The sequence below is a fragment of the Chitinophaga polysaccharea genome (assembly GCF_902150045.1).
GTDB lineage: Bacteria > Bacteroidota > Bacteroidia > Chitinophagales > Chitinophagaceae > Chitinophaga > Chitinophaga polysaccharea_A.
In genome coordinates, this window is the sequence record NZ_CABFVU010000001.1 from 242,836 (window position 1) to 259,288 (window position 16,453).

Consider the following 16,453-nt stretch of genomic DNA (forward strand, 5'->3'; position numbering starts at 1 on the left):
GACTTGAAATATACATGAATACAGCAATATTACTTATAGGTGGCAATTTGGGTGACCGTACCGGGAACCTTCAGAAGGCGGTACAACTGATCGCTCAGACAGCCGGAGAGGTAGTACAAACCTCAGCCTTATACCAGACTGCTCCCTGGGGAGCCGTGGATCAACCGGATTACCTGAACCAGGGGGTTGAGATCCGCACATCATTGGATGCACTAACGTTATTGCATACACTGTTAGAGATAGAAAGAAAGATAGGCCGTATCCGCCAGGAAAAATGGGGGGCCAGGGTAATTGATATCGACCTGATCTTTTTTAATGATAGCATTCATTCCCTGCCGGAGCTGAAAGTACCGCATCCGCGTATGCACCTGCGGCAGTTTGTGCTGGTGCCCCTGATGGAGATAATACCGGACTACATGCACCCGGTGTTACATAAAACAGTACGGGAGCTGGCGGCATCCTGCCCGGATACATTGCCGGCAAACCGTTACCAGGACTAAATTTTAAACCTATCTTCATGCGTTATAAATTCATTACGGTAGAAGGGAATATCGGCGCCGGCAAAACAACGCTGGCCAATATGCTCGCTACCCATTTTTCTGCAAAACTGATACTGGAAGAATTTGCAGATAATCCTTTCCTCCCTCTTTTTTACGAACGCCCGCAGCAGTATGCCTTTCCGCTGGAACTGTTCTTTATGGCAGAGCGGTATAAACAACTGAAGGAAATGCTGCAGTCGCAGGACCTTTTCAGCGATGTGATCATTTCCGATTACCTGTTTATAAAAAGCCTGTTGTTTGCAAAAATTAATTTGCCGGAAGAAGAATACTCTCTTTACCAGAAGCTCTTCGACATTATTAATCCGCAGCTGGTACAACCCGAGTTGCTGATATTCCTGAATGCGCCGGTCACAAAACTGCAGGAGAATATCCGTCACCGTAACCGCTCCTACGAGCAACAGATACCCGACGAATACCTGCTGAATGTGCACGATATGTATATGCAATATATCAAGCAGCATCCTGTACGCACATTGGTGGTAGATACCACTAAAGTGGATTTCCTGCGGCAACCAGCGGATTTCGATCACCTGCTACAGGCGCTTGAAAAGGAATATGAACCGGGAGTTCATTACCTCAGGTTATGACAACCTTCGCGTCAGACAAAATCCGCGCGCGCTGCAATCGCGCTGGCCGCAACGAAGCCGCTGGTCCAGGCGTGCTGAAAATTGAAACCACCCGTGATCCCGTCTACATCCATTACCTCTCCCGCGAAGAAAAGGTTGGGTACCAGCCGGCTTTCCATAGTAGCCGGGTCTATTTCGCTGAGGGCAATGCCCCCGCAGGTAACAAATTCTTCCTTAAAAGTAGTTTTGCCCTTCACCGGGAACTCCATGCCCACCAATAGTTTCATCAAACGGTTCTGATCTTTCGCCGGCACGTCTGCCCATCTCATTTCTTCCCCCACACCCGCCTGTTGAAGCAGGAATTGCCAGAGCCGCTGCGGCAGTCCAAAAGGATTTTTATTGTATATCTTTTGCTTCCCCAGTTCAAAGCGCAGGTCCTGCCACTGCTCCCGCAGGGTATTTTCATTGTAGGAAGGGATCCAGTTTACAATAGCCGTGAAGGTATACTGTAACTGCTGCAATTCCCTGGCTCCCCAGGCCGACAACCGTAATACTGCCGGGCCGCTCATACCCCAGTGGGTGACCAGCAAAGGGCCTTGCTCCTGTAGTTTAGTGCCTGCTACTTTTACCTGTGCAATGGTAGCTACTCCCATCAGGCTGGTAACAGGGTTGCCAGGCATATTGAAGGTAAACAGCGATGGCGCCGGTGGTACAATGCTATGCCCGGTTTGTTCCAGCCAGGCAAATTTTGCCGCCTGCGCATAGCCTCCGGCTGCAATGCATAAATAGTCGGCCGTAAGCTCCGGTCCCTGCTGTAATTGAAGCCGCCAGCGCCCATCGCTGTCCTTTTTAAAGGATGTCACTTCTGTATTAGTGCGTATGGAGAGATGGTACTTATCTGCTTCCCGCAGGAGGCAGTCGATGATCGTCTGCGAATCGTCTGTTACCGGGAACATGCGGCCATCTTCTTCCGCCTTCAGCAATACACCTCTTTCCCTGAACCAGGCAATGGTATCGGGCACAAAGAAGCGGGAAAAGGATTTCTTTACAAAGTTCTGCCCCCGGGGATAGCGTTTAGCCATGTACGTAATATCCGGTGCATTGTGCGTAACATTGCAACGCCCGCCCCCACTTACCTTTACTTTCGATAGCAGCTTTCCCGTTTTTTCCAGCAGCACCACTTCCAGCCCGGGGCTCAGCCGCGCGGCGTTCACTGCACAAAAAAAACCGGCAGCACCGCCACCAGCTATCACTAAACGTTTCTTTCCTGAGCTCATTAAAATCTTGTTAAAACCGTAGGTTGAACACGCAATAATAACAAACCTGCCGTAATCTTACTGATTAATCTTCCAAAGTTTATATTTTTGACATATATTATACCCGCTCAAACTATATTGCATGCAATCGAACCTGAAGAAAAAGCGACAATTTCTGAAATGGATAATACCAGCCGTGATGTTAGGCGGCGTAATGAGTGCACTGGCTATACAAACGCGTCCTACTGACTGGTCCGACCGCATTATAAAGGCATTACAAACATTCGGCAGCCGTTATCCGGCCGAAAAGGTATACCTCCATCTTGATAAGGACTACTATGCAGCCGGTGAAACCATCTGGTTCAAAGCCTACCTCACACTACAGGGAATGCCCGCCACTACGGCTACTAACCTGTATGTAGAGCTGCTGGATAAAAATAATAACATTGTGCAGAAGAAGCTGTTTGCCGTTGGTAACGCCGGTGCACCCGGTAACTTCGATCTGCCGGAAACACAAAAAGCAGGCGTATACCAGCTCCGGGCCTATACCGCCTGGATGCTCAACTTCGATCCTGCCTTCAGCTATACCCGGACCATCGAGATCTTTGACCCTTCAAAGAAAACACAGCCGGAAACAGACAGCGCCACCGCTCCCGACTTTGCAGTACAGTTTTTCCCGGAAGGCGGCAACCTGATCGTAGGCCAGCCAAACGTAGTAGCCTTTAAAGCTATCGATAATAACGGGTACCCTATAGAGATATCAGGCGCCGTAAAAGACGCCAAAGGCGCCAGCACCGCAGTGATCAAAACCGTACATGACGGTATGGGCTCCTTTGAAATCACTCCTGCCAACGCACAGGACATCTTCCAGGCAACGGTAAAAAGCAGCAGGGGCCAAACCAAAACAGTGTCTCTTCCCGCTGCAGTGGCCGCCGGCGCCTCCCTGAAGGTATTCAATAAAGGTAACCGCATATTTTACCAGGCCGTACTCGGCAATGTAACTGATACTTCCATAAATGACCTGGTGATCATTGGCCAGATGGGCAGCCAGCTGGTATACAAAGCCAACCTCGATGCAGGGGAAGGCCGCATCAGCGGATTTATTCCCGCTGATCATCTCCCCTCTGGTATTGTCCAGATCACCCTTTTTGCGAAATCAGGTATGCCGCTCGCAGAGCGACTGGCCTTTGTCCGTAAAAATGACCTGATGCAGATAGATGTACTGGACGCTGATACCCATAAGGAACCGAGAACAAAAAATGCTTTTGAACTGAGACTGCCAGACACTATGCAAACCAATATCTCTGTATCCATCACAGATGCAGACGCAGTGCCGGTAGATAAAAACTCGAACAATATCATTTCCAGCTTCCTGCTTACCTCCGACATCAAAGGATATATCTACAACCCATCCTGGTATTTCCGCAACGATGCCGATTCAACGCTGAAAGCACTGGACCTCGTAATGATGACCAACGGATGGAGACGGTTTAGCTGGGAAAAAATCGTTAACAACGAATTCCCTGAAGTAAGGTTCCCCTACGAACAAGGCCTGCTCATGAAAGGTGTAGCCACCATGCTCAATGGACGCCCTATGCCCACCGGCAAACTGGATATGATCATCCGCCTGCCGATAGACAGCTCCTCCATGTTTGCCTCTACACCTATCAACGATAAAGGACAGTTTGAAATGGCCAACATGATATTCCCGGATACCGCCTACATCTACTACCAGGGCAACGACCTCGTAAAAAAAGGCGTGGATGTGAATGTAAAGTTCGACAATCACTTCTTTGAACGCCCTACCCAAATTAAAATTCCTTTCCCGCTGCGCGTACCACCTGCAGTGGATAACAATGCATTGAAACAATTCCTTGCCAATGCCGCGGAAGGCAATAAGGTGAACCGTTCTATCAACAATAAAACAGTATACCTGCAGGAAGTAAATGTAAATGCGAAAAAAGTGAAGCCGGAAGAAACCACGGAGAAACGTTATACCTCCGGCATGTTCTCCGGCGGCGATGGATACACTTTCGACCTAACAAAAGAAACACCTATTGCGCTCAACGTATTCCAATACCTGCAATCAAAAGTAGCTGGACTGCAAATTACGGGCGACTATAACAATCCAACCCTCTCCTGGCGTGGAGGCGCACCGGGATTATACCTCAATGAAATGCAATCGGACGTGAGTATGCTGAGCACCCTTTCCATCCAGGACATTGCGCTCATTAAAGTATTCCGCCCTCCCTTTATGGGTGGCTTCGGCGGCGCTAACGGCGCCATCGCAGTATACACCAAAAAAGGTGGCGACAACACACCGAAAAATGATCCGAGCGTCCGGGGCTTTAAGCTCTATAAAAAGGCCGGCTACCAGATCGTGAAACAATTCTATTCACCAGACTACTCCGTGAAAAAAGAAGTACACGCATTACCTGATAAACGCCTCACCCTTTACTGGAACCCGAACGTAGTGATAGACACGCTCACGCATACTGCCAGGGTGGAATTCTATAACAACGACTTCACCAAGCGTTTCCGCCTCGTAGCAGAAGGCATCGGCGAAGATGGCAGCGTAGGGCACCTGGAGCAGGAGTTCTAAACACGCGGGTTTTGTCTGACTCAGACAAAATCCGCTACTGTATGAACTGTGGCCTTATAAGGTTATCAAAAGTGAAAATTTCATCCCACTTCTCCTGTGTTACCCACTTCTTTTCTTTTACTGCCAGGTCGTGTACAGACTTGCCTGTTTCCAATGCTTCCCGTGCTATAGCGGAGCATTTCTCATAGCCGATAATAGGGTTGAGCTGGGTAACAATGCCAATGCTGTGCATCACCATATCCCTGGTGCGGTCTGCATTGGCGGTGATACCAACCACGCATTTATCTTTCAGCGCCTTGCAGGCATTGTTCATATAGGTGATAGCTGTGAAAAGAGCAAAAGCGATGGTAGGCTCCATTACATTCAGCTGCAGCTGTCCTGCTTCCGCGGCCATCGTCACCATCAGATCAGCGCCGATTACATAAAAGGCCGTTTGATTCACCACTTCGGGGATCACCGGGTTTACCTTCCCTGGCATGATGGAGGATCCGGGCTGCATAGGCGGCAGGTTAATTTCGTTTAGCCCTGTACGTGGGCCGGAGGAAAGCAGCCTGAGATCATTACATATTTTAGAGATCTTTACGGCAGTACGTTTCAACACACCAGACAATTGTACATATGCGCCGGTATCTACCGTGGCTTCAATAAGATCAGCCGCCAAAACCAGGTCCATCCCGGTGATAGCCGAAAGGTGTTTGGTAACCAGTTCAGAATAACCCCTGGGAGTATTCACACCGGTACCGATAGCGGTAGCGCCCATATTGATTTCAGAGATAAGCCGTTTACTTTCTTCCACCCTCGACAATTCCTCATTGATATTAGTGGCAAAAGCTTTGAACTCATCGCCCATGCTCATGGGCACTGCGTCCTGCAGCTGGGTACGGCCCATTTTCAGTACATCCTTAAACTCTTCGCCTTTCGCATGGAATGCATCTGCCAGGTCGCCCAGGGTGGTTTTATAACCGGTGAGCTTATTGATCAGTGCAATACGGAAGGCGGTAGGGTAAGCATCGTTGGTGGATTGTGAGCAGTTCACATGATTGTTGGGATGGCAGAATTCATACTGTCCTTTTTCTTTGCCCATCATTTCCAGCGCCACATTGGCAATAACTTCATTGGCGTTCATGTTTACAGATGTGCCTGCGCCGCCCTGTATAAGGTCACTGAGGAACTGGTCGTTGAATTCACCGGCAATCACACGATCTGCTGCCTTGATAATGTATTCTGCTATATTTTTATCGAGTACGCCGAGGTCGCGGTTAGCCATGGCTGCGCCTTTTTTAACATAGCCCAGGGCCTGTACAAACATGGGCTCCACCTTCAGGGGAATACCGGTAATGTGAAAGTTTTCTATTGCACGAAGCGTTTGAATGCCGTAGTATACATCATGAGGGATTTCTTTTTCCCCGAGGAAATCGTGCTCAATTCTCTTTGCCATATTTAAAGTAATTTAGGCTGGAAAGTTAAACGCATTTAGAACAACAGTATTATCTTAATTGTTTTGGTTTATTTTAAAGTGCGGCACTTTTGTTACTATTCGTTCGTCATTGGTCATTTATAATTTGTTATTTTCTATGGGGTTTCGTGTTTCACTGTTCTGTTTTCTAATTTTATTTTCAATAAGATGTCATTGTTCTGCACAGCACCTGTCGCCCCACTTCAATGCAGCAGAATATGGTGAATTACTGAAGCTGGCCGAGCGTTCCAGGGATACGCCATGGACCAAAGTAACCAGTACACCACCCCGTGACTGCGAGCTGGTATACCGCTCTGCCGAATCGGGACTGGTAAATCGCTGGGACCTGTGGAAAAGAAAAGATAATGTTGGTATTATCGTGATCCGCGGTACCAATGGCACCGCAGCTTCATGGCTGGAGAATTTCTATGCCGGCATGATACCTGCACAAGGCACCGTAAAGCTGAACGACAGCACCTCAGTGCCCTATAAAGTGGCGGAAGATCCCAGGGCTTATGTACACGCCGGCTGGATGCTGGCAGTAGCTTCCATGGGACCGGAAATGATCCGGAAAATTAATGACTACTACCGGGAAGGAGTACACGAATTTATCATTTTCGGGCATAGCCAGGGTGGTGTTGTTTCTTTCCTAATGCGTTCTTATTTTCAATATGCTACCGGTTTACCTAAGGACATCATTTTTAAAACATATGCCAGTGCAGCGCCCAAACCGGGCAACCTGTATTATGCATACGACTTCGATTACATTTGCCGCGATGGATGGGGATTACGTGTGGTGAATACGCGCGACTGGGTACCGGAAACACCCTTTTCACTGCAAACAACCCGCGACTTCAACACGGTGAGCCCTTTTACCAACATCAAAGGCACATTAAAGAAGCAGAAATGGCCGGTGCGGAGCGCGCTGAGCTATATGTACGGCCGGCTGGACCGCCCCGCCAAAAGGGCTTCCAGGCGTATGCAGCGTATACTGGGCCGCCTGGCCTACAAGCGGGTAAAAAAGCTGCTGCCGGAGTATCAGCGACCGGATTTTGTGACCAGTCACAATTATACGCCGGCAGGCACACCTGTGATATTATACCCGGTGGAAGGCTACGATGAAAAGTTCCCGTTCGATGGAAAAAATATCTTTATCAATCATCTCCCCCAGGCATACCGGTGGGAGCTGGAACAGATCTATCATATAGACGCGCATTAATCGTTGCCGCTTTTTTCACCCGTGAACCAATGTTCCTTATCCCTGAATAATACATTGAAAGTAGTAAGGGAACCATAGATACGGGTAATGTATTGCTGCATGTTCACTTTCTCTTCATCTGTGAGCACCTTATGGCTGTTGATATTTTGTTCCAGCACACGGAGACGGTCGCGCAGCATTACTATTTTATGAAAGAAAGTATCAATAGGCAGTTCCTTTGCTTTCAGAGAAGCATCCCCTGGTTGAAGAATAAGCTGACCGCCTCTCCATCGATCGCCCAGTGGCACCACTTCCGTAATACCTCCCCAAAGGCGCAGTATTTTCAGCAGCGATGTTTCCACATCAGAAGTGGTTTCCACTTCCGGGGTCGCATTTTCGGCAACCAGCACTTCAAATAAAGGATCTGTTTTATCAATCATTTTAATACCATGATCCATAAATGTAACGCGGTATTGGGCATATTTAACTGCCACAATAACCCCTGGACCAAAGTGTGCGTGCTGTACCCGGGAGCCAACACCGAGAGTAAGTTCTTCCATTGCTTCTTTTTATGTAAACATAAAAAATTCTGCGCGGATTTTGTCTGACTCAGGATTTTGATGATTACGCTGATTACGCTGATTTTATTTTTTGGGATTTTATAACTGATTAAAAATGATTTGGGGAGATTTAAGCGAAAGTATCCGCTTAAATCTCCCCAAATCATTTTTAATCCAAAGTAATAAAATCAGCGAAATCATCAAAATCCTGAGTCAGACAAAATCCGCCTACTCCTTTACTTTGTTAAGGAAGTAAGACAACTTAAACAGCAGCTCGTCCTGTAAACCAGCACGCAGTTTGGCTTCCTCGTCTGTAATACCCAAACGGCGGAGGCGCTGATAGTATACATAGGAACCGCCAATAAGCTCCAGGCATTCCTGTATTTTACGTTTTACTTCCGCTTCTTTGGTACGTTTCTCAAATTCTTTCTTGGTAAGGATTTTATCCACAAAGTAGAAGTGATCTTTATCTTCCACCCATTTATTTCCTTCCCTGTGCTGCGGTTTATATACTTCCAGGTAGCAGTTGTCTAGCTTTAATACATCACCGAATTCAGCGCGTATATCTATCACCGTTGGTTTTTCCGCAGCAGGATTAGCCAGGCGTTTCTTAATATGGTTGCTGATCTCAACGCCCAGTTCATCGCTGCTCATAAGGATCTGGTTCAGCTCTGAAAACTCCAGGCTGATAGTGATCCGGGCATATCCCCTGCCGCTTTTTATTTTACCAAACAGGCTGGGAGTGGTTTGTTCATCAAAGATGATATCCTCTACCTGTACTTTGGTAATGGTTTTATAGTTAGGCGTATAACCATCTTCCAGTGGTGTAGCGCGTTTATTCACCAGCCTGGATGGTTCCTGGCGGCGTGTGAACTGGATGAACTCATCAATAAAACGCAGCTCATGTTTTTTCAGTTTTGCATACAGCTCATGAGTGGTATGGTTATGTATCTTACTAAGCAGCATCAGGTCGTTCCAGCTGTCGAAATGCTGCATTTTCTTTAATTCGTCGAGGATATCGCCGGCGGCCATGTTCCTGCGGTAAAACAGCTCACCGATGAGGAATAAGGCATATTCCTGTGCCGGGTAACCCAGTTCAGGCAACACATCGTAAGCGCTGCGCTTCTGTTCGCGGGCGCTTTCCAGTAAGTCAATGTCCGACATAACAGGCGCCAGCAGGTATTTTCGTGCAGCTGTGCGCAACTTCTTACTTACATAATCCAGCAACTGGTCGCTCACATGACCATGATGCACAAAATCATGCAGTATCTGCACAAAGCGCCGGGATGCGGGCAATCCAAATTGTGAAAGAATATCATTTTCCATGTCCAGCACGTCCTCAAAACCAGGCTCCTCCTTTCCAGGCTTTACCCGTTGGTCCATTTGCTGGTAACGCTGATAGTACTCCTGTAACTTCAGTTTAAGCTGATCCATAATGTATATACAATTAAATATTAAATACTTATTTACTAATTTATTGGCAAAGGAATTTTGTTAATTTTTCCCGTCTTGGTTAACTTATCCGGTCTAAAAGGCATTAAACCACCTGAAATCAGGGGTTTCTCTGATGCCATAAAATAACATCCTACTGATTATTAATCACTTATAAAAATGGGAATGGAATGGGAAAGTGCGCAAAGATACATCTTTTCCGGAAGATCCAATAGAGGCGCTTGTTAATATTGCCACCGGTGATTATTAACAAATGAAAAGGATTTTAATACCGGGGAGATAATTCATCTGGAGAATATGATCTATATGTAATCCCTTGAATTTTTTTTATTCAAAGTATTTGGAATTTAAAAATAGTTTCACTTATCTTTGCACTCCCAACGAAGAAATAATACTAAAAAATGGTGGTTGTAGCTCAGTTGGTTAGAGCATCAGATTGTGGTTCTGAGGGTCGAGGGTTCGAAACCCTTCAATCACCCAAAAAGCAAAAAAGGCTTCTGTAAAAAGAGGCCTTTTTTATTTTTAAAAAGTATAAAAAAATTATTGACCAGATAAAAGTTTCACTTATATTTGCACTCCCAAAAACGGGGTAACCGTTGAATATGGTGGTTGTAGCTCAGTTGGTTAGAGCATCAGATTGTGGTTCTGAGGGTCGAGGGTTCGAAACCCTTCAATCACCCGAAAGGGAAAAAGGCTTCTGTAAAAAGAAGCCTTTTTTATTTTCAATCATCTTCATTTCCCTGTTTGTTTTATTCCTTTTTTGATCTCCGAATTTTTACATTTGTGAAAATCAATTCATTCAATGATCTTTTTCCTCCCCCTCATCGCTGCTTTCATCGGTTGGTTCCTTAATAGCCTGGCTGTTACCCTGCTTTTCCGTCCATATAAACCCGTTAAATTCGGCTTTATCACCCTGCAGGGATTGTTTCCAAAAAAACAAACACAACTTGCAAATAGTATCGGGGCAATGGTAGCACAGCAGTTTTCCTTTGAAGACATTAAAAACAAAATGACCGACCCGGAGAAGATCAAAAAAATTATTCCACTGGTAGAAGCGCACCTGGACAGCTTCCTGAGGGAAAGATTACCAAAGGCGATGCCCGTGCTCTCCATGTTCATCGGCGACAGCATTGTAAACCAGATAAAAACACACCTGGTAGCAGAACTCGACACCCTGTTCCCCGTACTGATCAGCCAGTACCTCGATAACGTAGAACAGGACCTCAACCTGGAGAAAATGATCTCAGGAAAAATAGCAGGTATTTCTGCCGCACAACTGGAAACCACTACCCATACCCTGCTCAGCAGGGAACTGAAAAACTTCAAACTCCTCGGCGCTATCAGCGGCCTCCTTACAGGGCTGATCACCATGGCCATCTCCCTGTTTTAATCCACCTGAAAACACTCTGTTAACTACTGTTAAGAAGATAGCTTTGTTAACTACTGTTAAGACCTCTTAGCGCTTATATTTGCGATTTCCTGCGCATAATAATTCCACTCATCACAATCTCAAACCATTCATACCTGCACCCCGATACTTTTGTCCATATCTGAGAAGAAAGTCCGGATAAAAAATGACAAGATGAAAAAATGCTACGCAATTCTTGCTGGTATACTTTTGTGGCAGGCGCATGCTTTTGCACAGGCGCCCGGATCTACAGCTCCCCGGCAGGTACAAGGACAGGGACAACAGGGACGACCCAATATGCCTCAGATTGGCCACTTATATGGCAAACTGGTGGATGCTAAAACAGGGAAGCCGATAGAATATGCTTCCGTTACGTTGTTAAGACAAAAAGATTCTTCACTGGTAACAGGTATGCTTACCAAACCCAATGGCGACTTCAGCCTGGAGAATCTCCCATTCGGCCCCATGATACTACGTGTTAACTTCATGGGCTATACGAACGTACAAAAGAAAGTAAGTATCACACCACAGGCTACGGAACAGGATCTTGGCAATATCAAATTACAGCAGAATGTAAAAACACTGCAAAGCGTGGAGATCACCGGGCAGAAAAGCGCGTTTGCCATGGGTATCGATAAAAAAGTATTTAACGTAGACAGGAACCTGAGCAGCGTAGGCGGAACCGCCCAGGATGTACTGAAAAATGTGCCTTCTGTAAATATAGATCTCGATGGAAACGTTACAGTCCGCAATGCTTCTCCCAACATTTTTGTAGATGGTAAACCCTCTACCCTTACTCTTGATCAGATCCCGGCCGATGCAATAGAAAGCGTTGAACTTGTTACAAACCCCTCTGCAAAATATGATGCGGAAGGAATGTCGGGTATACTGAACATTGTACTGAAGAAAAACCGCAAAGCAGGATTCAACGGCGCCGTGAACGCAGGTATAGGCACCGGCAACAAATACAACGGAGGTGGCAATATCAATATCCGCCAGGGCAAATTCAACGTATTTGCCAATTATAATATCAATGCCAACCGGAACTGGGCAGATGGCACCACCAACCGCAGCAACTACAGCAACGGGCAGAAATCAGATACCAATTACCTTTTCCAGAACAGCAACAGCACCAGCAAACCATTGTTCCAGTTCGGAAGGTTCGGGCTGGATTATATGCTCGATAACAGGAACACTATTTCCATTTCACAAAATATTGTAGCGGGCGATTTTAAAAATAATGAAGACCTCAGAAGCACTTTTGCCGATAAAAATCATACAGTGACCGGTATCAGCGACCGGCTGAACAATAATGATTTCAGCTTCCGCAACTACACCACTGCACTGAGTTTCAAGCATACCTTTGCACAGCCTAATAAAGAATGGACCGCCGACATTAACTATAACACCAGCAAAAATAACCGCAACGGCGACTATCTCACACAGGCGCAAAACGCTGCGGGATTGCCACTCGGCCAGGCATTGCTGCAAAACAATACCACCAACGGCAAAACCACATTCGTTACTTTCCAGACGGATTATACTAATCCCATCGGGAAGAATGGCAAGCTGGAACTAGGCGCCAAAGCCACTTTACGCGATTATACCAGTATGTATAACGTGTACGATAAAGATACCATCAGCGGTGAATTTATCAACAACCCACAACTTTCCAACAATTATAAATACAACGAACAGATCTATGCAGGTTATGCCAACTTCGCCAATACCATCGGCAACTTTGGCTACCAGGCAGGCTTACGTGTGGAACAATATGTATACGCCGGCGAGAATGAGGGCACCAAATACAAGCCTACAAGGCCCGTACCGGGATTCTTTCCCAGTATCTTCCTCTCGGAAAAATTAAAGAACGACGAGGAACTGCAGCTGAACTATTCCCGCCGCGTGAACAGGCCCAACTTCTTCCAGCTGATTCCCTACCGCGATTACAGCGATCCGCAGAATCAACGAGAAGGTAATCCCAACCTGAAACCGGAGTATACCAACAGCTTTGAGCTGTCGTATGTAAAGAACTGGGGGAATAATAACTTCCTGGGTAGCGTTTACTTCAGGAATACCAACGACATGATCTCTACTATCAGTACGCCCATTGGTGCAGATACGCTGCTCACACAGTATATCAATGCCAACAGGAGCAACTCCTACGGAGCTGAGCTTACCATGAAAAACCAGGTGCTGAAAGGGTGGGATCTCACCACTAACGTAAACCTGTATCAAACAGATATGAAGGTTAACGCAAATGGACAAAACTATGATAACAACGGTTTCAGCTGGTTCGCCAAAATAAACTCTGAAACAAAACTACCGGCCAACTTTACCCTGCAGGTAAACGCCACTTACCAGGCGCCCACCATTGCACTTCCTTCTTCAGGTGGCGGAGGAGGCCGCGGAGGCGGTGGCGGCGGGTTTAACCAGATCCCAAGCTCCGCACAGGGCACCATTAAAGGATTCAGCACTGTGGATATAGCCGTAAAAAAAGATTTCCTGAAAAACAAGGCCGCTTCTGTAACACTCAGCTTATCCGATATTTTCAATACCAGGCAGTATGAGCTGAACCAGGCCTCCCCTGAGTTTGCACAGGATTACATCCGCAAACGCGAATCCAGGATCCTTAAACTCAACTTCAGTTACCGCTTCGGAAAATTCGATGCCTCCCTGTTTAAGAAGAAAAAGAGAGACTCCGGAAACGACACGCAAATGGGAGACCCTATGCAAAGTTTCTAAAACATAGTAAAGAAGGTGAATGCAAACCACAGGCCGGTTAGCAGTGCTGCAGCACTCTGCCGGCCATGTTTTTTTAGCTACCACTCATCATATTTCGTGGATGTTTAAACATACTCCTGTTACTTTTACGCTGTTGTTGTATCATTATTAAAGTTGCTAAATCCACGCATGCGAAATTTTTTCTCACTCATGGTCGTGCTGTTCGTTGCGTCATATAACGTTAACGCACAAACGCCAATTCCCACCGCCCTGAAAATAACGGGAAAAGTGGCTGATATCGTTACCGGGAAACCAATTGAATATGCTTCCGTAGTACTGCTGAAACAGGCAGACTCCTCTATGGTTACCGGCGCTTATACTTCGCCTGCAGGCACTTTTTCACTCAATAATATTACACCAGGCATTTATGTGGTGCGCATCACTTTCATGGGATATGAAAAACTGGAAAAAGCAGTACGGGTAACGGAAGGGAAAAATACACTTGCCGGCACACTCCGTTTACAACCAGCAGGAAAAGTGCTGAATGCCGTGGAAATTAAAGCGGAAAAACCGGCCTTTTCCATGCAGATAGACCGACAGGTATTTGACGCCGGAAATATGATCAATGCAGAAGGCGGCACTGGGACCGATATCTTAAAAAATATTCCCAGTGTGGATGTTGACATCGATGATAACATTACACTACGCGGCAAAAGCGTGACGATCTATGTAGATGGCAAGCCCTCTCCTTTCGGGGATGCTAAAACTGCCCTGCAAATGATCCCTGCCGAAAGTATAGACCGGGTAGAAGTGATCAATAATCCCTCCGCAAAATTTGAAGCCAACGGCAGCGGCGGTATTATCAATATCGTACTGAAAAAGGATAAAGCGATCGGCTATAACGTGATGTTCAACGTAGGCGGCGCCACCCGCGGGGAAGGCTTTGGAAGCGCCAATGCCAGCCTGCGTATAAAAAGATTCAACTTCTTTGGCAACTACAACGGCCGCTATGAACAGGTGAACGGCAGCGGGAACAGCTTCCGCCAGAACCTGGTAGCAGACAGCAGCGATACCTGGTTCTTCTCCCAAAAAAGTAAAAATGAAAACAGCAATACCAATAACGGGACCCGTTTCGGATTTGATTTCTTCATGGACGACCACAATACATTCACCCTCTCCCAGGGGCTGAACTTTAACCACAGCGAGAATGAAGACAATATCCTCCTGAACTATATGGATCAGAAAATGGAATCGCTGCGCAACGGGGAACGCACCAATAACAGCTATAACCGCAGCAATAATAAAAATACCAATCTCAGTTACAAACATACTTTCGATAAGCCTAACCAGGAGCTCACCGCCTATATCAGCTACAGCGGCAATAACAGCAGCAGCGGAAGCAGCTACAATACCCAATATCACATCGCTTCAGTAGATACCCTTCCCAATGCAGACCGACAGCTCAATAAAGGAAAAAACGGCAACCGCTTCTGGAACCTGCAGTCGGACTACACCTCACCGCTAGGAAAAAAAGGCAAGCTGGAAGCAGGTGTGAAAGCCACCATGCGGCATATCGACAATGATTACCTGGCTACCCTGTTCAACTGGGATGCAGACGATTACCTGGTAAGCCCAACCCTGTCTAATAAATATAATTACGAGGAAGACATATACGCCGGTTATATAAACTTTGCCAATGCCTTTGGTAACCTCGGCTACCAGGTGGGTGTGCGTGCAGAACAATCTCAGCTCAAAGGATATTCCTTTACCAAAGATACCACGGTGAATAACCGCTTCTTTAACCTGTTCCCAAGCGTATTCCTGAAATACAATATGCCGAAGAACCAGAACCAGAGCCTGGTGTTCAACTACTCCACCCGGATAGACCGACCCAATTTTGATCAGCTGCTGCCGTATATCAACAATTCTGATCCCCAGAATATCCGTACCGGTAACCCTGAGCTACAGCCTGCCCTGTCGCATAAATTTGAGATCAGCTATTCGGTGTATTACCCGAAAACCAATAATTACCTGAGCACCAGTACTTACTTTGCACAAACCAACGATAATATAGACCGCATCAGTACCCTGGATACCATTTCCGGCGTTACCACCACCAAACCCATGAACCTGGCTACCCAGCAGAATATGGGCGGGAATGTTTCCTACAGCTTAAACCTTACCAAATGGTGGAAAGTATGGGCCAACCTGAACGTAGAGTACAGTAAACTGACCAGCATCTCTGTAAATAATGAAAACTTCAGCTACGGCTTAAATGGAAATACGCAATTTCGTTTACCCGGTAAGTTTAGTGTGGAACTGGGAGGGCATTTCCGCTCCCCCCGTATCCAGCCCCAGGGAACTTTCAAGGCTATGAACGGAATAGATCTCGGAATCCGTAAGGAGCTGCTGGAAAGAAAGCTGGTGGTGGCGCTCAATATTTCCGACCTGCTGAACTCACAGCAGTTCAGCTCTCATTATGAAACCAATACCTTTATACAGGATTACGAGCGGAAGCGCGTTACCCGCTTTATCCGCCTGAACATACGTTACCGTTTCGGGAAAATGGATCCAAACCTGTTCAAGAAAAAGAAACCACAGGAAGAAGAAGAAAAACAGGAAGAAGAAAAGCCCAAAGAGGGCACAGGCCGGCTTTGATCAGCATTCGGGG

Annotated in this window: 11 protein-coding genes and 2 tRNA genes; 9 read left to right on the forward strand and 4 right to left on the reverse strand. The window is 46.6% G+C overall.

Annotated elements, in window-relative coordinates; all coding sequences use genetic code 11:
• Nucleotides 1–14 precede the first annotated feature (14 nt).
• Nucleotides 15–500: a 2-amino-4-hydroxy-6-hydroxymethyldihydropteridine diphosphokinase gene (gene folK, locus FN124_RS01025; protein WP_142682941.1), complete on the forward strand. Its 486-nt coding sequence runs from the start codon at nucleotides 15–17 to the stop codon at nucleotides 498–500.
• Between the two features lie 17 nt (nucleotides 501–517).
• Complete coding sequence (locus tag FN124_RS01030; protein ID WP_142682942.1) at nucleotides 518–1,147, forward strand: deoxynucleoside kinase; 630 nt, start codon at nucleotides 518–520, stop codon at nucleotides 1,145–1,147.
• Between the two features lie 11 nt (nucleotides 1,148–1,158).
• Here the strand turns inward: FN124_RS01030 and FN124_RS01035 are convergent, their stop codons facing one another.
• On the reverse strand, nucleotides 1,159–2,403 hold the full coding sequence (locus tag FN124_RS01035) for a BaiN/RdsA family NAD(P)/FAD-dependent oxidoreductase (protein ID WP_142682943.1): 1,245 nt from the start codon (nucleotides 2,401–2,403) through the stop codon (nucleotides 1,159–1,161).
• Between the two features lie 121 nt (nucleotides 2,404–2,524).
• Between FN124_RS01035 and FN124_RS01040 the strand changes: the two genes are divergently transcribed.
• Nucleotides 2,525–4,984: an MG2 domain-containing protein gene (locus FN124_RS01040; RefSeq protein ID WP_142682944.1), complete on the forward strand. Its 2,460-nt coding sequence runs from the start codon at nucleotides 2,525–2,527 to the stop codon at nucleotides 4,982–4,984.
• A 34-nt stretch (nucleotides 4,985–5,018) separates the two neighbouring features.
• Here FN124_RS01040 and aspA read toward each other — a convergent pair whose 3' ends face one another.
• On the reverse strand, nucleotides 5,019–6,422 hold the full coding sequence (aspA, locus tag FN124_RS01045) for an aspartate ammonia-lyase (RefSeq protein ID WP_142682945.1): 1,404 nt from the start codon (nucleotides 6,420–6,422) through the stop codon (nucleotides 5,019–5,021).
• A gap of 136 nt (nucleotides 6,423–6,558) precedes the next feature.
• Between aspA and FN124_RS01050 the strand changes: the two genes are divergently transcribed.
• The gene (locus FN124_RS01050; protein ID WP_142682946.1) at nucleotides 6,559–7,659 is read left to right on the forward strand and encodes a lipase family protein; all 1,101 of its coding nucleotides are present in this window, start codon (nucleotides 6,559–6,561) and stop codon (nucleotides 7,657–7,659) included.
• Here the strand turns inward: FN124_RS01050 and FN124_RS01055 are convergent.
• Nucleotides 7,656–8,198, reverse strand: a complete 543-nt coding sequence (locus FN124_RS01055) for a DUF8685 domain-containing protein (protein WP_142682947.1) — start codon at nucleotides 8,196–8,198, stop codon at nucleotides 7,656–7,658. The genes FN124_RS01050 and FN124_RS01055 overlap by 4 nt on opposite strands.
• Nucleotides 8,199–8,426: 228 nt before the next feature.
• Nucleotides 8,427–9,632: a hypothetical protein gene (locus tag FN124_RS01060; protein ID WP_142682948.1), complete on the reverse strand. Its 1,206-nt coding sequence runs from the start codon at nucleotides 9,630–9,632 to the stop codon at nucleotides 8,427–8,429.
• 422 nt (nucleotides 9,633–10,054) lie between these two features.
• On the opposite strand from FN124_RS01060, the gene FN124_RS01065 reads away from it, so the two are divergent.
• The 5 genes from FN124_RS01065 (at nucleotide 10,055) to FN124_RS01085 (ending at nucleotide 16,440) form a co-directional block, all read left to right on the forward strand.
• Nucleotides 10,055–10,128 (forward strand) — tRNA-His (locus FN124_RS01065).
• A 127-nt stretch (nucleotides 10,129–10,255) separates the two neighbouring features.
• A tRNA-His gene (locus tag FN124_RS01070) sits at nucleotides 10,256–10,329 on the forward strand.
• Between the two features lie 123 nt (nucleotides 10,330–10,452).
• Nucleotides 10,453–11,040: a DUF445 domain-containing protein gene (locus tag FN124_RS01075; protein WP_142682949.1), complete on the forward strand. Its 588-nt coding sequence runs from the start codon at nucleotides 10,453–10,455 to the stop codon at nucleotides 11,038–11,040.
• Nucleotides 11,041–11,232: 192 nt separating this feature from the next.
• A complete protein-coding gene (locus tag FN124_RS01080) occupies nucleotides 11,233–13,803 on the forward strand; it encodes a TonB-dependent receptor (RefSeq protein WP_142682950.1) in 2,571 nt (856 codons plus the stop codon).
• A 168-nt stretch (nucleotides 13,804–13,971) separates the two neighbouring features.
• The gene (locus FN124_RS01085) at nucleotides 13,972–16,440 is read left to right on the forward strand and encodes a TonB-dependent receptor (protein WP_142682951.1); all 2,469 of its coding nucleotides are present in this window, start codon (nucleotides 13,972–13,974) and stop codon (nucleotides 16,438–16,440) included.
• Nucleotides 16,441–16,453: the final 13 nt, after the last annotated feature.